The following is a 19673-nucleotide window of genomic DNA, read 5'->3' on the forward strand; positions in this document are numbered from 1 at the left end:
GTCAGTACCGCACACGGGGATCGACGAAGGTGTAGATGATGTCGATCAGCAGATTGATCAGCACGTAGATCGCCGCCACCACGATCAGCGCCCCCTGAATGACCGGGTAGTCGCGCCGCAGGACGGCGGACACGACGAGGTTGCCGATGCCGGGAAGGCCGAAGACGGTTTCGGTGACGATGGCGCCGCCGACCAGAAGGGCGGCCGTGAGGCCCACGACCGTGATGATCGGCACGAGGGCGTTGCCGAAGGCATGGCGCAGCACCACCCGGACCTCGGACACCCCCTTCGAACGGGCGGTGCGCACGTAGTCGTCGCTCAGGACGTCGAGCATGCTCGCCCGCGTAAAGCGCACGATCAGCGCGGAATTGACGATCCCGAGAACGGTGGCGGGCAGGGCCAGATGCATGAGGCGGTCGAGGAACGGAGCGCCCGGCTCGCCGTAACCGGCCACGGGAAACCAGCCGAGGCGGACGGCGAAGAGCTGAATGAAGATGAGACCGAGCCAGAAGCTCGGGATATTGGCGGCCAGCATGGCAAGCCCGCTGACGATCTGATCGACGAGACGGCCGCGCCATACGGCCGAGACGATTCCCGCCGGAATTCCCACCAGGGCCGCGACGGAGACGGAGAAGAGCGCAAGGAAGAAGGTGGGTTCCGCACGTTCCGCAATGGCCTGGACGACAGGGCGCTGCAGGAAGATCGACTGGCCCAGATTGCCCGTGGCGATCTCCTTGAGCCACAGCACGAACTGCACCAGAATCGGCTTGTCGAGGCCGTAGACCTGGCGCAGGCGCGCGATGTCCTCGGCCGTCGCCTGATCGCCCAGCATGAGTGCGGCCGGATCGCCCGGTGCGAGGCGTGTCAAGAAGAAGACCATCGCAGCGACCAGGAACATGACGATGAGGAGGCTGCCAAGGCGGCGCCCGAGCTTAAGCCACATTGGTGTTCGTCTCCGGTAAAGGGCAGAGGCGGCGCATTCCGCCTCTGCCGAGGGGAGAATGTCGGCTTACTTGGCGATCTCGACATTCCAGAAGGACGGCCACGGCATCGGCGTGTAGCCCTTCATCTTGTTCGAGACGCCGCTCAGCGAGGCGAAGTTGCCGGCGCGAACGTACGGGACTTCGTCGTAGACGACCTCCTGCACCTTGCCCCAGAGCGCACCACGCTTCGCAGGATCGGGCTCGCTGTTGAAGGCCGCAAGCGCTGCGTCCTTGGCGGGCGTCTTCCACCAGCCGGGAGCGCCGTCGCCGAGCTGCGGCGGGGAAAGCATGGGCTCGGGCAGGAACGCCGAGTGGGTGATGTAGACGTCCCACAGGGCCGGGTCGCCGCGGCGCTGGATCAGCGTGGCCCAGTCGACCACGTCGAGCTCGACCTTGAACCCGGCGGCCTTCAGCTGCTCCGCCATGACGAGAGCCATGCGGTTGTGGAAGTCGTACTGCTTGGAGTTGAGGATCCGGATCGGCGTGCCGTCGTACTTGGCTTCCTCCAGCAGCTTCTTCGCGCCTTCCGCATCGCCCTTGTTGTACTTGTCCGTGCCCGCATCGGAGTAGAAGGGAGAGCCCTTCGGGAAGTGCTCTCCGGCCACGGAGTAGAACTTGGGATCGCCGAAGCCTGCGAGAAGGAGCTCCTCGGTGTTGAGCGCCATCTGAAAAGCCTGGCGGATCTTCTGATTCGCCATCGGCCCCTGCTTCGTGTTCGTCGGGAAGTAGGGGAAGCCGTAGGGCATGGTCAGCACGGCCGTCACGCCGGGAGCCGTGGAGACCTTCTTGCTGCTCTCTACGGGAAGCTGGTCGGCGAATTGGTATTGGCCCGCGATCACGCCCTCGACGCGGGTATTGGCGTTCGGGACGGGAATGAAACGCAGCTCGTCGATCTTCGCCTCGCGCTTGCCGGCATAGCCGCTCGCCGGTTCGCTACGGGATGAATAGGCATCGTTCTTCACCAGGACGACGAATTGATCCGGCTTGCGCTCGCGGAACTTGTAGGGGCCGGTGCCGACGAACTCGACCAGCGGGTTGGCGATGGATTCCTTCGCCATGATCGCGGCGAAGCCCGAGGGCAGGGCGAGATGCGCCAGCAGGGCAGGCTGAACCTCCGACAGGGCGATTTCGACCGTCGAGGGCCCCTTTGCTGTGATGGAGGAGATGCTCTTGGCGAGCGCCTTGCCGCGGGGCGTCATGTCCACCCAGCGCTTCAGCGAGGCGACGACGTCCTCCGCATCGAGATCGCGCCCGTTATGGAGCTTCACGCCCTTTCGCAGCTCGATGGTATAGGTCTTGCCGTCCTCGGACACCTTCGGCATGTCGGCAGCCAGCATGGGCTGGATGTTCCAGTTCGCGTCGAAGGTGTAAAGCGGCTCATAGACGTGTTGCATGATGAGGCCGACGAGATCGGCCGTCGAGGCCATCGGGTCGAGCGATTGCGGCTCGCCGACCATGGCCAGGTTGGCGCTGGTCGTCCCTTGCGCCCATGCGAGGCTCGGGCCGAGCAGTGCGGCCGCGGCCAATCCTGTTGCGGCAAAGCCGAGTCCCCTGCGCGTCAGCGTGCCGGCGCGATCCCAACGGTCCTTCATGCAGTCCTCCATCGATGATGCTGCCCCGCGAGGGTTCCCTTATGCTCCAGGCGGGCAGATATGAAAGTTTATTAAGCCATTTCGTCGGCTGTCAATTCCCTTGACCCGAAATAGCGCCGGTTCTACGCATTGGGTATGGCAAATTGGGCGTGATTTAGTAATCTGTCGAACGTGCCGTGTAATTTATTTTCATCGTATGATGATCAGGCTGAAGGGGACCTGTTCACAATGAGTTATGATCTCGTTCTTCGAGGCGGACGCGTGATCGATCCGTCCCAGTCCCTCGACCGGGTAACCGACGTCGCGTTCTCGAATGGACAGGTCGTCGCCACGGGCGACGATCTCTCGGGGAGCGCCCGCACCGTGTGGGATGCTGCCGGCAAGATCGTGACGCCGGGCCTGATCGATCTTCATACGCACGTCTACTGGGGCGGCACGTCGCTCGGCGTGGACCCCCTGATCCTGGCGCGGGGCGGGTGCACGACGCTCGTCGACACGGGAAGCGCCGGACCGGGCAATTATCCGGGCTTCCTCGAGCACGTGATCAAGCCATCGCCCGTGCGCATCGTCGCCTATCTCAACGTCTCCTTCGCGGGAATCTACGGCTTCTCCAAGCGTGTGATGGTCGGGGAGAGCGGGGATCTGCGCCTCATGGCCCCCATCGATGCCGCCGAGGTCGCCGATGCCAACCGGGATACCCTGGCCGGCATCAAGGTCCGCGTCGGCTTCAACGCCTCCGGCAATTCGGGAATCGTACCGCTGGATATCGGCCGTCAGGTGGCCGATCGCGTGAACATGCCCATGATGGTGCATATCGACTATCCGCCGCCCACGCTGCCGGAAGTCCTCGCACGGATGCGGGAAGGCGATGTCCTGACCCACTGCTTCAGGCCCTTCCCCAATTCCCCTGCGACGGCGGACGGCAAGGTGCATCCCGCCGTTCTCGATGCCAGGCAGCGCGGCGTCATCTTCGATATCGGGCATGGCATGGGCTCCTTCTCCTTCGAGACGGCGCGCGTGATGCTGGACAACGGCTTCCTGCCCGACTGCATCTCCAGCGACGTGCACGCCCTGTGCATCGACGGCCCGGCTTTCGACCTGCTGACGACGATGTCGAAGTTCCTCTGCCTCGGAATGCCGCTGGGCGATGTGGTCCGGGCGGCGACCGACAACCCCGCCAAGGCCCTCAAGCGGCCGGAGCTCGGCACGTTCAGGCCGGGCAGCGTCGGCGACGCCTCGATCCTCGAACTCCAGGACGGCGAGTTCGACTACGTGGACTCGACGGGTGTTCCTCTTGCCGGAAAAATGCGCCTCGCCGCGAAGGGCGTGGTCATCAACGGCCAGATGTGGCACGAAGCTTGAGAGGAGAAGAAGAGATGACGCCTGAAGAGAAACTCGCTTCGCTTGGCCTCGTGTTGCCGGAGGCGCCTGTGCCGGTGGCGAACTATGTGCCTTTCCGGTTCGCTGGAAATCTCCTCTACCTGTCCGGTCAAGGCCCCAAGAGGGCCGACGGCACCTATCGGCCCGGCCGTCTCGGCCGCGATGCGACCATTGAGGAGGGCTACGAGGATGCCCGGCTGACGGGCCTCAACCTCCTGGCCGTCGCAAAGACGGCACTCGGCGAGCTCAGCCGCATCGAGGCGGTGGTCAAGCTGCTCGGCATGGTCAATGCGGAGCCGGACTTTTCCGACCATCCCAAGGTCATCAACGGCTGTTCCGACCTGCTGGTCGAGGTCCTGGGCGATGCCGGGCGGCATGCCCGCTCGGCCGTTGGAATGGGTTCGCTGCCGAACCGCATGACCGTCGAGGTCGAAGCCATTCTCCTTGTGCGGGATTGAGTGAGGAAGACATGAGCATCCAGGCTCTCAAGGAAGAAGTCGCGCGCCAGTTCGGAACGCCCGCCGTGGTGATCGATCTGGATGTGGTCGAACGCAACATCGCCCGCGTTCAGGCAATGTGCGACGCGGCCGGCATCGCGAACCGGCCGCACATCAAGACGCACAAGAGCCCGGTCATCGCTTCCATGCAGCGCGACGCGGGTGCCCGTGGAATCACGTGCCAGAAGATCGGCGAAGCCGAGGTCATGGCGGAAGGCGGCCACGACGACATCCTCATCTCCTACAACATCCTGGGCGAGGAGAAGCTCAATCGCCTCGGCAGGCTCCTGTCGCGGGCGAAGGTGACGGTTGCGGCCGACAACCCGACCGTCGTCGCGGGACTGCCGCAGGCGGCGGCGATTGCCGGGCGCGATCTCGACGTGGTCGTGGAATGCGACACCGGGCGAAAGCGGGCCGGCGTCGAAACCGTGGCCGAGGCCGTCGCCCTCGCCAAGGACATCTCCTCCCGTCCCGGACTCTCCTTTGCGGGATTCATGCTCTATCCGCCGGAAAATGCCATGGCCGAAACGCAGGCCTTCCTGGATGCGGCCACGGCCGGTGTCCGGGAACTAGGCCTTGAGCCGCGCATGGTGTCGTCCGGAGGCACGCCGAACCTGGTCAATCTGGGCAAGATCAAGGGCGTGACCGAACACCGCGCCGGAACGTCGATCTTCAACGACCGCATGATGATGGCGGCCGGGGTGGCGGAGCTCGAGGATTGTGCTCTGACGGTCTATGCGACCGTGGTCAGCAGGGCAGGGCCGGAGCGCGGAATTCTCGATTCCGGTTCGAAGACCCTTACCAGCGACACGGGCGGCCTCGAAGGGCACGGCCTGATCATCGAGCATCCGCAGGCAAAGATCGCGCGCTTCGCCGAGGAGCACGGCTTCCTCGACCTGTCCGCCTGCAACGATCGTCCGAAGGTGGGCGACATCGTGCGGGTGGTGCCGAACCATGTCTGCGTCGTGGTCAACATGGTCGATCGTCTCGTCACGGTGCGCGGGGGCGAGATCGTGGGCGAGCTGCCCGTCGCGGCTCGCGGCCGTCTGACCTGATCGGTTCTCCGATGCGATCCCTTCCCCGGCGCGCTGCTGTAATGCGACGCGCCGGGGAAGGCTGTTACTTGGCTCCTTGCGGCCGCATCACGCCTTTTTCATCCCGCCGCAACGGGCCCGGCTGCTTGGGCAGGGGAGCGCCGGGAGCCTCGGCGACAGTGACGCCATGCGGCCAGTCCGATGGCGCAATCGCCACATAGCGAGCATAGCCTCCTGTGCCTCCGAGGGGTTTGGCGAAGCCGATGGTGATCAGAGCGCCCGCCTCCGGAACCTTGTCGAGATTGGCCACGCCTTCGGCCTGGGCGAAGTGATTGTGCAGCAGCCAGGACTCCCCTTCGAGCGTCGGCGTTGTATCGGTGTCGAGCGGTTCATGGCCGTGGAACAGGATCTTGCGCTCGAGATGCAGGAACTTGAGCGCGTCGAGGCTCACCCCCGGATGGGGCTTCGCCGCGAAGCGCGCCGTGTCGTTCCAGCCCTTGTACCAGTCGGAGCGCACCATCACGACGGAGCCCTCCGGAATGCGTCCGTTGCGGCTCTCCCAATCCCGGATGTCCTGCACGCTCAGGTGATAATTCGGATCGGCGGCCACTTTCTCGTGGATGGGAATCACGACGAGAGGGCGCACGGCATAGGTGGGCGGAAGGTCGCTGATCGTTGCTCCGTACTCGTCCCAGTGGGCCGGCGGATCGAGCTGGGTGCCATACTGGTCGGTGGTGAGGTTGTAGCTCGTGGCGACGAAGCCGTGCTTGTCGTAGGTGTATTCCTCGCCCTTCTTCACGTAACCCTGGATATCGGCTCCCGCCGTTGTAGGCTTGAACTCGGCCTGACCGAAGCCCGGCCAGACTGGCTGAACGGGCGCGAAGGCGTGCGTGAGGTCGATGTGCTTGGCGCCTTTGAGGCTTTGCTCGTAGACGGACCACAATCCGGTTTGCTGCTGGGCGGGTTGCTGCGCAAAGGCAGCCGGAGAAAAGAGAGTGCCGGTGAGCAGAACCGCGGCTAGAAGAGACTTCGACATCGTGATGCATCCTCTCTGGGCTGACAGGTGCAATCATTCATGGTCGCAAGACGCCATTCAACCGCAAATCGGCCGTGTGCTGACGCAAAGAATCGCATCCGCCTGACGATGGAATTTGCAGTGCGTTGAAATATTGGACGCGATCTCTGCATCGGTTGACTTCGCGTTCCTGAGCCTCTCTGATCGACTATCCGATTGCCCATTCTCGGGCGAACAACCTTCCTGTGGAGCGCCATGTCGAACTCTCGCATCACGGCCTCGGATGCCGGCCCGCGCCGTCCTGATTTCGCAGCCTGGATGAAGCAGGGTAACGACATTACCCAGCAGTTTCTCTCCTTCGGCCGCCGTCCGGGCCTGATCGCGCTCTCGGGAGGCTTGCCGGCTCCGGACCTCTATCCGGTTTCCGATGTGCAGGAGGCGGCGCGCGATGCCCTGGAGAAGCATGGGAGCGCCGCCCTCGGCTATGGAGCCGTGGAGGGGCTGTTCGAACTGCGCGAGGCCGTCGCGCGCCGCTTATCGACCGAGCGCCTGTCCCTCGCTCCTGAAAACGTTCTGATCACGACCGGTTCGCTCCAGGCCGTCGAGCTCATCGGCAAGGCTCTCATCGATCCGGGCGATGCGATCCTGGCCGATTACCCAACCTATCTGGGCGCCCTGGATGCCTGGCTCCCACGCCTGCCGCGTTATGCCGAACTGCCCCACGACGGGACATGGCCCGAGGCGAAATTCGCATATGTGGTGCCGAACTTCTCCAATCCGACGGGAGCGGTCCTGAAGCGCGAGGCCCGTGAAGCCCTGCTTTCCCGTTCTGCGGAGAGTGGCATCTGGCTGGTCGAGGACGACCCTTATGGAGAGCTCCGCTATGAAGGAGCCGTGCAGCCTTCCCTGCTGGAGATGAGCGCGACGCCGGGAGCCGCCGTCTACGAAGGTTCCGTGGTGCATCTCGGAACGTTGTCCAAGACCATCGCCCCCGGCCTCCGTGTCGGATGGGCAGTCGGTGCGCCCGACATGATCCGTGCGCTCGCGCAGGCGAAGCAGGGTTCCGACCTCAGCACGAGCACGTTCTGCCAGACGGTCGCGCTGGAGCTCATCCGGAAGGACGCAGACCGCCGCCACGTCCCGGCCCTGGTCGATGCCTATCGTGAGCGCCGCGACGCCCTGTGTGCGGCGGCGCAGGAGCATCTGGCCGACCTCTTCGATTGGAGCGTGCCGGAGGGCGGCATGTTCGTGTGGATGACGGCACGCCGGCCGGGCCTCGACACGAACGCTCTCCTTCCGTTCGCGCTGGAGGCGGGCGTGTCCTTCGTGCCCGGAAGTGTCTTCGACCCCCGTGGGCTGGTCAGTCCCAGCCTGCGCCTGAACTTCACCGCCAACCCTCCCGATATCCTGCAGGAAGGCGTCCGTCGCCTGAGCCGGGCCGCCCGGGAGTTCGCATCCCTTCAGGCGGCAGCAGAATAAGAGTGGAACATGCCGACGCGACTTTTCCAGCCTGAGGGCACACGCCTGCCGACATCGCTCATCGATGAATGGCGCAAGATCCCTGCCGCCGTGGTGGCGGATCTGCTGCGCGGCACGGGGCACGTCGATGCCGGGATCCGACCGCTGCGCCGCTTCGGCACGAAATCGTGGCTCGTCGGGAGTGCGATCACGGCTCGGTGCGACGGAGTGGATTACGGGGCCGTCCACCACGCGATCGATGTGGCCGAGACCGGCGATGTCGTTGTGGTCGATGCGGGCGGGCGCAGCGATGCGGCGATGATCGGCGAGCTCCTGAGCGGATCCGCACGTCGCAAGGGAATCGCCGGCGTCGGCGTCGATGGTGCCGTGCGCGATGCCGGAATGCTGTCCGAGTGGCCGGATTTCGCGGTTTTCTCCCGCTGGGTAACTCCCCGCGGACCCTCCTCGATGGAGCGCGGTTCGGTCAACGAGCCGATCTCATTCGGAGGCGTACCGGTCTCGCCCTTCGACCTGATCGTCGGGGACGACGACGGCCTCGTGATCGTGCCGCGCGGGAGGGCCGAGGAGCTGCTTGCGCCCGCTCTTGCGCGGGTCCGGGCCGAGGTGGAATGGGAGGCCGTGCTCGCCACCGGCAAGAGCACCGTCGAGGTGTTCAACGTACCCAAGGCCGAAAAGGCCGAGTGAGGATGCCACCCTTTTTCGGGCCTCGACGTCTGGCGTTCCAGGCTTCGATTTCCTATATGGGGTTTGTCGGGTTTCGACCCGGCTATGACCGTAGAGGCTTTGTGGCATAGGCGTTTAGGACGCGGGTTCAATTCCCGCCGCCTCCACCACGAGCAGACGAGGGCATCCTGGTCTGTTTCTGAGGGGGGCGACTTGGGTTCGACTGGGCGCAATAAAGACAGGGCTGCGGTTAGGCTGAGCTACGGCCTTGATAGTGCACATTCACAAATGCCAACGACAACGTTGACATGGGTGCGGTTCGCCTCGCGGCGTAACCATCCGGGGCTCGGGAAAGCCTAGCAACAGAAACGGCACCTTCGGGTGCCGTTCCCATTTCAGCGCCATTTCATCGACAATCCAGACCGCCGGAAGACGGCCTCGGCCGCGCTGCTCGCTGGCCGGTCCCGGACGGCTATGAAAAAGCCCCGCTACGGAGCCGTAGCGGGGCTTTTTCGCGCCTCCCGAGAGGGTGCGGGCGGATTACGGATAGGTGCAGACGTAACGCATTCCGTTATGAGCCAGGAAGGTTCCGGTAACCGGATCGTAGGACCGGTACTTGCGGGCGCAGTAGGCGGCTACGGAGGGGTTCACGGTGCCGGGAGGAGGAGGAGCGACCGGCTGTGCCTGGGCCTGGCTGGCGATGGCGCCGGCGATCAGGGCGCCAGCGGCAAGGCCCGCGACACCGGCCGCGACAGCCGCCCCGTTGTCCCGACGGTAGTAGGGGCGGCCATAGTAAGGCCGGCCGTAATAGCCACGGCGGTAGTAGTACTGAGAGTACGACTCGTTGGGATAGACCTTCTGCACGTCCGGGAGCGGACGGCTCTGGAATGGATCCGCACTAGCGGGCAGGGCAGGGGCCAGCACGGCCGCGCCAACCAGAACCGCAACGAACTTGCGCATTTCGAACTCCTCGTGTCGCAGAACGGCTGAGAGACCAGCCGGTGAAATGATGTGTTCAATATAGCGTGTCATCATGCCCTTGCAAAACATTTGCAAGGGTAAAATTGACGTCATGACAAATGATAGTTACCTGAAAGCAATAAAACCTTCATCGGGTTCTTAACCAAATGAGTATTGGGTCGAGAGGTATATATTCAAGGAACAAGATCAACCGCTTGCAAGAAAAACCGACTCTCAGTTTCCTTAGATGCGCGTCATTTGAGATGATGATCTTGCAGTCATAGAAAATTGCGCGACCTTACAGCTCAGTTTGTCCTCGCGGAACTGGAACGCGGGTGGAACAACTTCGGGATCCTACCTTTTTGGGGCAGTTTTCGACGCGTCTTGCCGAACTCCGCCGGTGCAAGCACGTGTGGACCGCATCAACTTTACGGGACACACTAGATTTTCGAAGAAAAATTCTCCAAAGCGTATATTTCGCTCTGTTATAACTCTCTGGACCTCGACCCATGCACCGCCTTGGACTGTTTGCCGCCGTGGCCGCCCTTCTGGGTTGGGGCTTTCTCGCCCATGCAGCCGAGTCCCTGCCCGTGCCGTCGGGACCGGTCCTTCTGACGGTTTCGGGTGCGATCGAGCGGACCAACGCCCCTGGCGAGGCGCGGTTCGACCGGGCGATGCTCGACGCGATGGAGGAGGCGTCGCTCTCGACACTCACGGTCTGGGCGGACGAGGTCCAGCATTACGAAGGAGTTCCTCTCCGGGCCGTTCTCGACCGGGTGGGGTACAAAGGCACTCACCTGCGCGCGACCGCTTCGGATGCCTATGAGGTCACCATTCCCTTGAGCGATCTGCAGTACGAGCCTCTGATCGCCCTGCGGGCCAACGGCCGGGATCTGACCCTCAGGGACAAGGGGCCGCTCTGGATCGTATATCCGCGCGACGATCACAAGGTTCTGCAGGATCAGCGATACGATTCGCGCTGGATATGGCACCTGAGCCGGTTGCAGGTCGAATGACATGAAACTCGGCCTCCAAACCTACCGGACCTCCCTCGTCACCCTCGTCGCCATCGCGGGGCTGGTGGCTTGCCTTGTCTTCACGGTCGCCCGGCTGCTCAACGTGGAGAGCGATCTCCGCAGCGAGGACACCCATACCAATCTGTGGCAGATCACCCAGACCCAGTTCGAGGCGACGCTGTTCGCGGAAAGCCTGACGCGCAAGGCGGCGAACGAAACCATCGCGGACCCGCAATCGGAGCCGGATTTCCGGCTCGCCATCCTCATCAGCCGTCTTGCCGTGCTCCTGGAGGGGCCGCAGGGTCAGGTGATCGAGAAGGTGGGGATGATGGGCGGCCTCAAGCGGGCCTATCTCCAGCTGACACTGGCCGAGCCGGTCGTTGCGAGGGGACTCGATGCGCAAAGCGCATTTCACATGCGGTCCCAGGCGCGCGATCTCGCCTACGAGCTGAGGAGCGCGGCCAACAAGGTCATGCTGCTCAACCGGGAGCAGGGGGCCATGACGCGCACGATGTATCTGCGGGTCGTGTTCGAGAGCCTTGCCTTCATCATCGGCATCGTCATCAGCGCCTCCTTCCTGTTGCTGCGCCTCTTCAAGGGCATGCAGGAGGCGAACCAGGCCAAGCGGCTCCTGCGCCAGGAGCAGGAGCTGTCGGATCTGGTGATCAACAACATCAGCAACCAGGGCATCATCATTTTCGACGAGCGGCTCAACTGCCTGCTCTGGAACCCGGGCATGGAGACATTGCTGGGATTGAAGCCCGAACAGACGGTGGGCCAGAACCTGCCCGCGCTCGACCCGCTCTTCAGCAAGCCGGATACGGTTCAGTCGCTCGGACAGGCGATCCAGGGTGCAAGCTCCGTCTTCGAGGACGACAGCCCCACCCAGACGGGGCACGAACGCTGCCTCGAGATCAACTGCTTCCCCCTCAACATGGCCGAACGCAAGCTCGGCATCGCCTTCATTCGGGACGTGACGGAGCAGTGGCTGGCGCGCAAGCAGGCGGAGCGGCAGAATTTCGACCTCGAGATCAAGGTCCTGCAGCGGACGGCCGCCCTGCGGCAGGCGGAGCGCCGCCTGATCGCCGCCATCGAATCGGCGCCGGACGGCTTCGCCGCCTTCGATGCCACGGGCAGGCTTCTCTTCGCCAACGAACAGATCTGGGCGGCCGATCCGATCGCGATCTGGTGCCGGGAGGAGATGACCCTGCCGGTCTTCCTGCAATGCTTCGCCATGTGCGAGGGCGCGGACCAGCGTCTTCTCCAGGGCAACGAAGCCTTCGAGGAGATCGAACTCGATCTTCTGATGAGGAAGGGTGTCTGGGTGCACCTTTCGGTCACCAAGGCGGACGGCGGCACGATCTTCGTGCGGCTGACGGACATCACCGGGTACAAGCAGGCCGCCCAGGCCCTGCAATCCGCTCTCGACCGCGAACGCGAGACGACGAACGCCTATCGCAGCTTCGTCTCCATGGTGTCCCACCAGTTCCGAACCCCGCTGGCGATCCTGGATTCCAGCGCGCAGCGCATCCTCCGGCGCGGACAGGACATCACGCAGGACGAACTCGTCACCCGCGTGCAGCGGATCAGGAATGCCACGAGCCGCCTTACGCGTCTGGTGGAAAGCGTTCTCAATGCGGCCAAGCTCGATGCGGGACGGATCGAGCTCAATCCGGCCTCCTGCAATCTGGTCGATCTCGTCGCAGAAATCTGTGAACGGCAGCGCGAATTGAGCACTCATGCGGACATCCGCTTTGTCGCGCCGGAGAAAACGGTCCAGGTTTATTGCGACAGCATTCTCATCGAGCAAGTCGTCATCAACCTCCTCTCGAACGCGGTCAAATACTCGGGCGATACTCCTGTCGTAGAGGTCAAGATCTGGGCCGACGGCGCCCGGGCTTATTGCTCCGTGCGAGATTGGGGAATCGGGATTCCGGCGGATGAAATCGCAAAGATTTTCGACCGTTTCTATCGCGCCCGTACGGCAACCGGCATTGCAGGAACGGGAATCGGCCTGAATTTCGCGCAGAAAATCATGCACTTGCACGGTGGTGAGATTCAGGTTGAGAGTTACGAGGCCGCAGGGTCTCTCTTTACTTTCGATTTGCCTGTCTCGAATGCCGGGGAGGCGCAGCAGGCAGCATGAGTGGCTTGAAACGATGAATGCTCAGAAGACGATTTTGTGTATCGAGGACGAGGACGATCTGAGGACCGATCTCGCCGAGGAGCTGACGGCTGCCGATTATCGGGTTCTGCAGGCCGCCAATGGGAGCGAGGCCCTGTCCCTTCTGGAGCAGAACCGGCCGGATCTCGTCCTGTGCGACATCACCATGCCGGGGCTCGGAGGATACGATGTCCTGCGCGCCATGCGGGAGCAGGGCGAACTGTCGGATATTCCCTTTATCTTCCTCACCGCCTTGGCCGAGCGGAATGACGTGCTCGTGGGCAAGCAGGCCGGTGCCGACGACTATCTGGTCAAGCCGATCGACTACGAGATCCTGCTCGCCACCGTTGCTGCGCGTCTCAGCCAGGTCGAGCGGGTCAAGTCGGGGGCCGTGCAGCGTGCCGAGGAGGCCTGGCAGGAAATCCTGAAATCCTCCCGCGGCCGCACGGTCGAGGCTCTGTACAAGGCGACGTTCGCCTTCGACCGCTTCCTCGTGGGTGTGGTCATCGTCGATGAGAATGCCACGGTGCGGTTGATGAACAAGGAGGCCGAGCGCATCCTTGGAGAGAACGACGGCCTCGGAATCGCCCAGGACGCCCTGAGGGGATCCGTGCCGCGGCAGAACACGAAACTGCTCGAGGGCATCAAGAAGGCCTTCGAGGAGGAGTTCCTGGACGAGATCGTCTCCTTCCCCCGGATCTCCGGCGGACGGCCCTATCTCGTGCTCATTCCCGGACAGCGTTTTTCCCCCGAGGACAAGCCCGAGGCCGTCGTGCTCCTGCTGATCGATACCGAGCAGCGGACCAAGGTTTCCGGCGACACCCTCGTCCGCCTCTACAACCTGACCCCATCAGAGACCCGGGTCGCGCTGATGCTGATCGACGGCAAGCGGCTGGACCAGATTGCGGAGGAGCTCGAGGTCGCCCAGACGACGGTCGTCTTCCACCTCAAGAACCTGTTCCGGAAGACCGATACGAATCGTCAGGCGGACCTGATCCGGGTTCTGCTCTCGGTGCCGTTGCGGACGACGGCCGACTGACTTCTTCTCGTAACGGAAGGGCAGGGGGTGGATTTACCGGCCGGTTACTATGTTCGCCGATGCCGCTCGCTGCCCAAGCTTTGCCATGTTTCATTCAGCTTCCGGAGAGGTTCGAGGCGCTATAGCTTCTCGTGAAGAGAGGCGCCTCAACCCTCTCCAAGAAACAAGGTGATGATCATGAGGATCTTCCGTTTAGCATCCGGTACGGCCGCCGCTCTGGCGGTGGTGACCACCCTGGCTGCCGTCGAGCCGGCCGCAGCACGCGACCGCCTGTCGCCTGGCGCAGCAGCGGCCATCGGCGTCCTGGGAGGTCTCGCGATCGGCGGCGCAATCGCCGCGTCCCAGGGGCCGGCCTATGCCGCACCCGCTCCGGTCTACGTGGCGCCCCCGCCGCCTCCGCCGGTCTATGTGGAACCCGCTCCGGTCTACTACGCCCCTCGTCCGCGTCCTGTTTACGTGGAGCGCTGCTTCACGGAACGGTACAGCGAATGGGTGCCGGGCTGGGGCTGGGAGCATCGCCGCCGCCGGGTTTGCCGCTAGAATCAAAGGGAAAGGCCCGCATCGAGCGGGCCTTTTTCGTCGACCTAAAGAGCTGGATTTCCGATGCAACCCGGTTTTCGCTCGGGCGTTGAGGGTGAAAGGCGTCAGGATGAGCCCAGCCATGAACAAGAAATCGCAGACCGAAACGGACACGCCCAAGCTCAATCCCGGAGATCAGGGCGATGCGGGTACGCCGGGAGTGGGCGAGAACGTCTGCCCCGAATGCAAGGGCAAGGGCCGTATCGGCGTGACGTCCTGCCCGACCTGCAGCGGCACCGGGACCATCATGGAAGGCATCGGCGGCGCCTAGCGAGCCTGCGAGCCGGGCTCGAGGCGCGCTAAGCCTCGTCGGGCTTGTTCATCCAGCGGATGAGCGGCATCATGGGGATGACCCAGATCAGCCCCAGGACGACGTAGACGATCGTCTGGACGGCGGTCGACGCATCCCTGACCCGGCCTTCTGCCACGGCCATGGCGAAGAGTGCGTAGAAGCCGATGAAGAGCAGCATCACGACCGTCCCGATCAGCTTGCGGGTTCGCATGCCCATGTTCCGACTCCTCGCTGAAGGCCTCGACGCCTGCAGGGTGCGTCACCGGCATTGATTGCCTCTGGTTGAGGCAATCTCTATGTGACATGGAGCATTCCGGCTTCAAGCCCTAATCGACGACGAGAGTGAGCATGGCTGTCGCAGCCTCCCCCGAAGGCATGCCGCTGGCACGCCTTCCCCAGACGCGATCCGTTACCGCCGTCCGCACCTGGATATACGTCCTGGCCGCCTTGGTCATCGCCATGGTCGCCGTCGGCGGGGCGACCCGGCTGACCGGCTCCGGCCTGTCCATCACCGAATGGCGCCCCGTCACCGGAGCGATTCCGCCCCTGACGGAGCAGGCCTGGCTGGCGGAGTTCGAAAAGTACCGGCAGATTCCCCAGTACGAGCTCGTGAACAAGGGCATGAGCCTGTCCGAGTTCAAGTTCATCTATGCCTGGGAGTGGGGGCACCGGCAGCTCGGCCGTCTGCTGGGGCTCGTCTTCTTCGTGCCGCTCATCTGGTTCTGGCTGCGGGGGGCCATCAAGGGAAGACTCGCGCTGACGCTCCTCGGCATCGGCGCCCTCGGCGGCCTTCAGGGGGCCGTCGGCTGGATCATGGTGGCGTCCGGCCTGGAGCCGGGCATGACGGCCGTCGCGCCGATCAAGCTCGCCCTGCATCTGACCATCGCCAGCATCATTCTCGCCTGCCTCGTCTGGGTGGCGGCAGGCCTCGATCCGCGTCCGGATCCCGCCCGCAAGGCCTCTGCGGGAAATCTGTCTCCGCGGGTCCTGGTCGGCCTCGTTCTGCTGCAGATCGCCCTCGGGGGACTGGTGGCCGGGTCCAAGGCCGGCTTGACCTACAACACCTGGCCGCTGATGGACGGCGCCCTCGTTCCGTCCGCGGCGGCCCTGTTCGTGGTGACCCCATGGATCGAGAACTTCGTCGATAATGTCGCCCTGGTGCAGTTCAATCACCGCATGCTGGCCTATGGGCTCGTCGCCTTTGCCTTCTGGCACGCCTGGAATGCTCGCCGCGAGGCCGCCGGTTCACGTTATGCCGCGCGGGCTACCGCCCTGGCTGGCCTGACCCTCGCGCAGATGGTGCTCGGCATCGTCACGCTGCTCCTCGCGGTGCCTCTCTGGGCCGGTCTGGCGCATCAGGTCTTCGCTATGGTCGTTCTGGCCATGGCCGTCGTCCACGCCCGGGTGAGCAGGGCCTGAACGGAGCTCCGGACAAGCGAAAGGCGGCCCGCTGGGGCCGCCTCTGCTTGAAAGATCTTCCGTCTTAACGGATGACCTGAACGATCCGGCGGGTCTCCGGCTCGACGAGGACCGGGGTCTCGTTGACGACGGTGTAGCGGTAGCCGCGCACGCCGTACTCGGCCGGAACCTCATAGTACTCGATGCCGGACGAAGGCAGGACCGCGCCGACGCGAACCTCATCCGAGTAGCGGTAGGACGGCACGTCCTGCGTCACGACGTACTGACGGAACTGCTGCTGCTGCTGGCCGGCGAGGCCGCCTACGATCGCACCCGTCACGCCGCCGACGGCGGCACCGACCGGACCGCCGACGATCGCGCCGCCGACAGCGCCCGTCGCAGCACCGGCGGCAGCGCCGCCGTTGGACTGGGCAAAGGCACCGGCAGGGGCCAGAACGGCGAGAATCGCACCAGCGAGAAGAACCTTCTTCGACATGTTAACTGCTCCTTGACAAGTAAGTCGCGGTTTAAACGGTCAAGAAAAACAGAGGTTCCCAGAGTCTTTGCAGTGATTTTCATTATGAACAGTCGATGAACAATTCGTTCAGCCCCAAGTATAGAGACTCGACCAAGCGCAGCGAATGTAGTTTCCGCGTCACTCCGCGCGGGAACTTTGCGAAACCGGCGCATCAGGAGTTGCAGCCGGGTGGCGGTGACTGCCGAAGGGGATGAATAGATGGAGCAACGATCAGGTCCCTTTCCGCCTCGTCCGATTCTCGACGGGGCTCGTGGGGGATGGCTTTCGCCGAGGTGGAAGACCTTGCGACCATACCTAAGGGGGATATGCACAGACGGATTGAAAGACGAATTAGCAAGTCCGGCGTTGTTCTGTTAGATAGGAACAATGTTAGGGTGGCATTCACTCTGTTGCACCCAGCTGAGGGACCCAAACTATTAGGAGTTAGGCATGAACGTGCTGGTCTTTGCTTCGCGAAAAGGTGGCTCGGGTAAGAGCACGCTCGCTGCTCAACTAGCGACCTATATCGCCGGGCCGTCGCGTCGCACTCTTCTGATCGATGCGGATCCGCAGGGCTCGCTGTCCCTCTGGCACGGCCTGCGCAATCAAGACGAACTGATCCTGAAGCGGGGTGTTCGCAATCTTTCCGAGACCCTGAAGGAAGCAAAGCGCGACGGCGTCGAATGGGTGCTGATCGACACGCCTCCGCTCAAGTCGCCCATCGTGGCCGAAGCCATCAAGCACGCGACGCTCGTGATCATCCCGACGCGCCCGAGCCTGTTCGACATCGCTGCCCTGCAGGACACGGTCCACATCGCCCGTGAACTGCGCAAGCCCTATGCCGCCGTGATCAATGCCGCCCCTCCCAAGCGCGGCGAGACCGAGGCGGCGGTGGTGGCGGATGCCCGCGGCGCCCTGAATGCCCTGAAGGTTCCGGTCTGGTCGGGCCAGATCACCCATCGCGGGGAGCTTTCCCTCTCCCTGACGTCCGGCGAGGGCGCGCAGGAATACGAGCCCGGGTCGCAGGGCGGTGAGGAGATCGAGCGTCTCTGGACGGCTCTCGACCGCTCGCTGAGCGCCATTCACAACGCCTACAAGAAAGCCCGCACCTCGGCCGCGGCCTGAGGAACGGGCTTCCTTTCCGAAAAGCTCGGCGTGGCGGCTTACGCCGCGTCGAGGGCCTGGTTGAGGTCGTCGATCAGGTCTTCCGTGTCCTCGATGCCGATGGACAGGCGCACCACCTCCGGACCTGCGCCGGCTTGAACCTTCTGCTCGTCGGTGAGCTGACGGTGAGTCGTCGAGGCCGGATGGATGATGAGCGAGCGGGTATCGCCGATATTCGCCAGGTGCGAGAACAGCTTCAGGTTCGAGACCAGCTTCACGCCTGCCTCGTAGCCGCCCTTCAGCCCGAAGGTGAAGACGGCGCCTGCGCCCTTGGGGCAGTACTGCTTGGCGAGGTTGTGGTAGCGGTCGTTGCGCAGTCCCGGATAGCTGACCCAGGAAACCTTGCTGTGGTTAGACAGGTGCTCGGCCACGGCCAGAGCATTGTCCGAGTGCCGCTGCATCCGCAGGGGCAGGGTCTCGATTCCCGTGAGCAGCATGAAGGCGTTGAACGGCGACAAAGCGGGACCGAGGTCGCGAAGGCCGAGCACGCGGCAGGCGATGGCGAAGCCGAAATTGCCGAAGGTTTCGCCCAGCACCATGCCGCCATATTCAGGGCGCGGCTTCGAGAGCATCGGATAGCGATCGTCGCCGGCGAAACTGAACGAGCCGCCGTCCACGATCAGGCCCCCGATGGAGTTGCCGTGGCCGCCGAGGAACTTCGTCGCCGAATGCACGATGATATCCGCGCCGTGCTCGAAGGGGCGGATCAGGTAGGGCGTCGCCATGGTGTTGTCGACGATGAGCGGGATGCGGTGCTTCTTCGCGATGGCTGAAATCGCCTGAAGATCGACGATCACGCCGCCGGGATTGGCGATCGACTCCACGAAAATCGCCTTGGTCTTCGGCGTGATCGCCGCCTCGAAGGACGAAGGATCGTCGGAATCGGCCCAGACCACGTTCCAGCCGAAGTTCTTGTAGGCGTGGTTGAACTGGTTGATCGAGCCGCCATAGAGCTTCCGGGCCGCGACGAACTCGTCGCCGGGCTGAAGCAGGGTGTGGAACACCAGGAACTCCGCTGCATGGCCGGAGGCCACGGCGAGGGCCGCCGTGCCGCCCTCGAGGGCGGCGACGCGCTCTTCCAGCACGGCGCAGGTCGGGTTGCCGATGCGCGAATAGATGTTGCCGAAGGCCTGGAGACCGAAGAGGGAGGCGGCGTGATCCACGTCGTCGAAGACGAAGGACGTGGTCTGGTAGATCGGGGTCGCGCGAGCCCCGGTCGCCGCATCCGGCGCGGCGCCTGCATGAACGGCAAGCGTGTTGAAACCGGGCAAACGGTCGGTCATTGCAGGCACCTTTCGAGGTTTTCTGAGCAGATCGTTCTATTTAAAGAACGATCTGTTCGTCCGTCAAGGAGCCTATTTCGGGCGGTTCAGGCTGAGCTTCTGGAAGCCTTTGCCCGCGAGCACGGGCTTCTTCGCGCTGAGCATCCGGGAGTTCACCCCCTGCCAGGAGATCTCGCCGGAGAGACGGCCGAACTCGATCTTGGGGCAGCGATCCATCACCACCTGAACGCCCTTGGCCTCGGCGCGGCCTGCGGCCTCGTCGTTGCGGACGGAGAGCTGCATCCAGAGCACTTTCGGGAGCGGGTCCAGGGTCAGCGCCTCGTCCGTGATCGGTCCTGCGGCTTCCGAGTTGCGGAAGATCTCGACCATGTCGACAGGTCCCGGAACGTCCGAGAGCTTGGCATAGACCTTCTTGCCGAGAAGCTCCCCGCCGGCGAGGCCCGGATTGATCGGAATCACGTCGTAGCCGCGGTCGAGCAGATACTTCATCACGATCCAGCTCGGCCGCGCAGGGTTCTGCGAAGCGCCCACGAGCGCGATCGTCTTCACGCTCTGGAGAATGCCGCGGATGTAATCGTTCGGATAATTGTCGTGGTTCATGGGCGAAACGTATGGGAT

20 protein-coding genes and 1 other RNA gene are annotated in these 19673 nt (G+C 63.7%); 13 read left to right on the top strand and 8 right to left on the bottom strand.

Going from position 1 to position 19673, the window contains the following annotated elements:
• Position 1: 1 nt before the first annotated feature.
• Together LGR44_RS20050 and LGR44_RS20055 are read right to left on the bottom strand one after the other, a co-directional pair.
• Positions 2-943, bottom strand: coding sequence for an ABC transporter permease (locus tag LGR44_RS20050; protein WP_226742494.1), 942 nt, complete (start codon positions 941-943; stop codon positions 2-4).
• A gap of 66 nt (positions 944-1009) precedes the next feature.
• Positions 1010-2575, bottom strand: coding sequence for an ABC transporter substrate-binding protein (locus tag LGR44_RS20055; protein ID WP_226742495.1), 1566 nt, complete (start codon positions 2573-2575; stop codon positions 1010-1012).
• Positions 2576-2803: 228 nt separating this feature from the next.
• Here LGR44_RS20055 and LGR44_RS20060 point away from each other — a divergent pair, with 228 nt between their 5' ends.
• Genes LGR44_RS20060 through LGR44_RS20070 form a run of 3 tightly spaced genes read left to right on the top strand, consistent with a single transcriptional unit; the run spans position 2804 to position 5507 of the window.
• Positions 2804-3937, top strand: coding sequence for an amidohydrolase/deacetylase family metallohydrolase (locus tag LGR44_RS20060; RefSeq protein ID WP_226742496.1), 1134 nt, complete (start codon positions 2804-2806; stop codon positions 3935-3937).
• A gap of 14 nt (positions 3938-3951) precedes the next feature.
• Positions 3952-4413: a RidA family protein gene (locus LGR44_RS20065; RefSeq protein ID WP_226742497.1), complete on the top strand. Its 462-nt coding sequence runs from the start codon at positions 3952-3954 to the stop codon at positions 4411-4413.
• An 11-nt stretch (positions 4414-4424) separates the two neighbouring features.
• Positions 4425-5507 carry a D-TA family PLP-dependent enzyme gene (locus LGR44_RS20070; RefSeq protein ID WP_226742498.1) on the top strand — a complete coding sequence of 361 codons (1083 nt, stop codon included), beginning with the start codon at positions 4425-4427 and terminating at the stop codon, positions 5505-5507.
• Between the two features lie 64 nt (positions 5508-5571).
• Here the strand turns inward: LGR44_RS20070 and LGR44_RS20075 are convergent, their stop codons facing one another.
• Entirely contained in the window at positions 5572-6522 is a 951-nt protein-coding gene (locus tag LGR44_RS20075; protein WP_226742499.1) for a cyclase family protein, read from the bottom strand.
• A gap of 234 nt (positions 6523-6756) precedes the next feature.
• Here LGR44_RS20075 and LGR44_RS20080 point away from each other — a divergent pair, with 234 nt between their 5' ends.
• From LGR44_RS20080 to ssrA, 3 genes are all read left to right on the top strand, one after another.
• Positions 6757-7980 (top strand): aminotransferase-like domain-containing protein, encoded by a 1224-nt coding sequence (locus LGR44_RS20080; RefSeq protein WP_226742500.1) that lies wholly within the window; start codon positions 6757-6759, stop codon positions 7978-7980.
• Between the two features lie 9 nt (positions 7981-7989).
• Entirely contained in the window at positions 7990-8664 is a 675-nt protein-coding gene (locus LGR44_RS20085; RefSeq protein WP_226742501.1) for an RraA family protein, read from the top strand.
• A 26-nt stretch (positions 8665-8690) separates the two neighbouring features.
• Positions 8691-9020: a transfer-messenger RNA gene (ssrA, locus tag LGR44_RS20090) on the top strand.
• 163 nt (positions 9021-9183) lie between these two features.
• Here ssrA and LGR44_RS20095 read toward each other — a convergent pair.
• On the bottom strand, positions 9184-9603 hold the full coding sequence (locus LGR44_RS20095) for a BA14K family protein (protein WP_226742502.1): 420 nt from the start codon (positions 9601-9603) through the stop codon (positions 9184-9186).
• 509 nt (positions 9604-10112) lie between these two features.
• Here LGR44_RS20095 and LGR44_RS20100 point away from each other — a divergent pair.
• The 5 genes from LGR44_RS20100 to LGR44_RS20120 all read left to right on the top strand — a co-directional run bounded on the left by LGR44_RS20100 (position 10113) and on the right by LGR44_RS20120 (position 14672).
• The gene (locus LGR44_RS20100) at positions 10113-10619 is read left to right on the top strand and encodes a molybdopterin-dependent oxidoreductase (RefSeq protein WP_226742503.1); all 507 of its coding nucleotides are present in this window, start codon (positions 10113-10115) and stop codon (positions 10617-10619) included.
• A gap of 1 nt (position 10620) precedes the next feature.
• Positions 10621-12765, top strand: coding sequence for a sensor histidine kinase (locus tag LGR44_RS20105; protein WP_226742504.1), 2145 nt, complete (start codon positions 10621-10623; stop codon positions 12763-12765).
• Between the two features lie 13 nt (positions 12766-12778).
• The gene (locus LGR44_RS20110) at positions 12779-13822 is read left to right on the top strand and encodes a response regulator (protein ID WP_226742505.1); all 1044 of its coding nucleotides are present in this window, start codon (positions 12779-12781) and stop codon (positions 13820-13822) included.
• Positions 13823-13999: 177 nt separating this feature from the next.
• Complete coding sequence (locus LGR44_RS20115) at positions 14000-14362, top strand: hypothetical protein (protein ID WP_226742506.1); 363 nt, start codon at positions 14000-14002, stop codon at positions 14360-14362.
• A 121-nt stretch (positions 14363-14483) separates the two neighbouring features.
• Complete coding sequence (locus LGR44_RS20120; RefSeq protein ID WP_226742507.1) at positions 14484-14672, top strand: hypothetical protein; 189 nt, start codon at positions 14484-14486, stop codon at positions 14670-14672.
• A 28-nt stretch (positions 14673-14700) separates the two neighbouring features.
• Here LGR44_RS20120 and LGR44_RS20125 read toward each other — a convergent pair whose 3' ends face one another.
• On the bottom strand, positions 14701-14910 hold the full coding sequence (locus LGR44_RS20125; RefSeq protein WP_226742508.1) for a DUF2842 domain-containing protein: 210 nt from the start codon (positions 14908-14910) through the stop codon (positions 14701-14703).
• Between the two features lie 158 nt (positions 14911-15068).
• Between LGR44_RS20125 and LGR44_RS20130 the strand changes: the two genes are divergently transcribed.
• Positions 15069-16112 (top strand): COX15/CtaA family protein, encoded by a 1044-nt coding sequence (locus LGR44_RS20130; RefSeq protein WP_226742575.1) that lies wholly within the window; start codon positions 15069-15071, stop codon positions 16110-16112.
• Between the two features lie 64 nt (positions 16113-16176).
• On the opposite strand, the gene LGR44_RS20135 is transcribed toward LGR44_RS20130, so the two are convergent.
• Positions 16177-16587 (bottom strand): DUF1236 domain-containing protein, encoded by a 411-nt coding sequence (locus tag LGR44_RS20135; protein WP_226742509.1) that lies wholly within the window; start codon positions 16585-16587, stop codon positions 16177-16179.
• Positions 16588-17058: 471 nt separating this feature from the next.
• On the opposite strand from LGR44_RS20135, the gene LGR44_RS20140 reads away from it, so the two are divergent.
• The gene (locus tag LGR44_RS20140; RefSeq protein WP_226742510.1) at positions 17059-17733 is read left to right on the top strand and encodes a ParA family protein; all 675 of its coding nucleotides are present in this window, start codon (positions 17059-17061) and stop codon (positions 17731-17733) included.
• Between the two features lie 38 nt (positions 17734-17771).
• On the opposite strand, the gene LGR44_RS20145 is transcribed toward LGR44_RS20140, so the two are convergent.
• Both LGR44_RS20145 and LGR44_RS20150 read right to left on the bottom strand, forming a co-directional pair.
• Positions 17772-19055 carry an O-acetylhomoserine aminocarboxypropyltransferase gene (locus LGR44_RS20145; RefSeq protein ID WP_226742511.1) on the bottom strand — a complete coding sequence of 428 codons (1284 nt, stop codon included), beginning with the start codon at positions 19053-19055 and terminating at the stop codon, positions 17772-17774.
• A 72-nt stretch (positions 19056-19127) separates the two neighbouring features.
• Positions 19128-19655 (bottom strand): CoA-binding protein, encoded by a 528-nt coding sequence (locus tag LGR44_RS20150; RefSeq protein ID WP_226742512.1) that lies wholly within the window; start codon positions 19653-19655, stop codon positions 19128-19130.
• Positions 19656-19673: the final 18 nt, after the last annotated feature.

Source organism: Microvirga lenta (assembly GCF_020532555.1).
Classification (GTDB): domain Bacteria; phylum Pseudomonadota; class Alphaproteobacteria; order Rhizobiales; family Beijerinckiaceae; genus Microvirga; species Microvirga lenta.

Coding starts and splice junctions, on each gene's coding strand:
- LGR44_RS20050 (WP_226742494.1), bottom strand. CDS start 943: ATGTGGCTTAAGCTCGGGCGCCGCCTTGGCAGCCTCCTCATCGTCATG.
- LGR44_RS20055 (WP_226742495.1), bottom strand. CDS start 2,575: ATGAAGGACCGTTGGGATCGCGCCGGCACGCTGACGCGCAGGGGACTC.
- LGR44_RS20060 (WP_226742496.1), top strand. CDS start 2,804: ATGAGTTATGATCTCGTTCTTCGAGGCGGACGCGTGATCGATCCGTCC.
- LGR44_RS20065 (WP_226742497.1), top strand. CDS start 3,952: ATGACGCCTGAAGAGAAACTCGCTTCGCTTGGCCTCGTGTTGCCGGAG.
- LGR44_RS20070 (WP_226742498.1), top strand. CDS start 4,425: ATGAGCATCCAGGCTCTCAAGGAAGAAGTCGCGCGCCAGTTCGGAACG.
- LGR44_RS20075 (WP_226742499.1), bottom strand. CDS start 6,522: ATGTCGAAGTCTCTTCTAGCCGCGGTTCTGCTCACCGGCACTCTCTTT.
- LGR44_RS20080 (WP_226742500.1), top strand. CDS start 6,757: ATGTCGAACTCTCGCATCACGGCCTCGGATGCCGGCCCGCGCCGTCCT.
- LGR44_RS20085 (WP_226742501.1), top strand. CDS start 7,990: ATGCCGACGCGACTTTTCCAGCCTGAGGGCACACGCCTGCCGACATCG.
- LGR44_RS20095 (WP_226742502.1), bottom strand. CDS start 9,603: ATGCGCAAGTTCGTTGCGGTTCTGGTTGGCGCGGCCGTGCTGGCCCCT.
- LGR44_RS20100 (WP_226742503.1), top strand. CDS start 10,113: ATGCACCGCCTTGGACTGTTTGCCGCCGTGGCCGCCCTTCTGGGTTGG.
- LGR44_RS20105 (WP_226742504.1), top strand. CDS start 10,621: ATGAAACTCGGCCTCCAAACCTACCGGACCTCCCTCGTCACCCTCGTC.
- LGR44_RS20110 (WP_226742505.1), top strand. CDS start 12,779: ATGAATGCTCAGAAGACGATTTTGTGTATCGAGGACGAGGACGATCTG.
- LGR44_RS20115 (WP_226742506.1), top strand. CDS start 14,000: ATGAGGATCTTCCGTTTAGCATCCGGTACGGCCGCCGCTCTGGCGGTG.
- LGR44_RS20120 (WP_226742507.1), top strand. CDS start 14,484: ATGAACAAGAAATCGCAGACCGAAACGGACACGCCCAAGCTCAATCCC.
- LGR44_RS20125 (WP_226742508.1), bottom strand. CDS start 14,910: ATGGGCATGCGAACCCGCAAGCTGATCGGGACGGTCGTGATGCTGCTC.
- LGR44_RS20130 (WP_226742575.1), top strand. CDS start 15,069: ATGCCGCTGGCACGCCTTCCCCAGACGCGATCCGTTACCGCCGTCCGC.
- LGR44_RS20135 (WP_226742509.1), bottom strand. CDS start 16,587: ATGTCGAAGAAGGTTCTTCTCGCTGGTGCGATTCTCGCCGTTCTGGCC.
- LGR44_RS20140 (WP_226742510.1), top strand. CDS start 17,059: ATGAACGTGCTGGTCTTTGCTTCGCGAAAAGGTGGCTCGGGTAAGAGC.
- LGR44_RS20145 (WP_226742511.1), bottom strand. CDS start 19,055: ATGACCGACCGTTTGCCCGGTTTCAACACGCTTGCCGTTCATGCAGGC.
- LGR44_RS20150 (WP_226742512.1), bottom strand. CDS start 19,655: ATGAACCACGACAATTATCCGAACGATTACATCCGCGGCATTCTCCAG.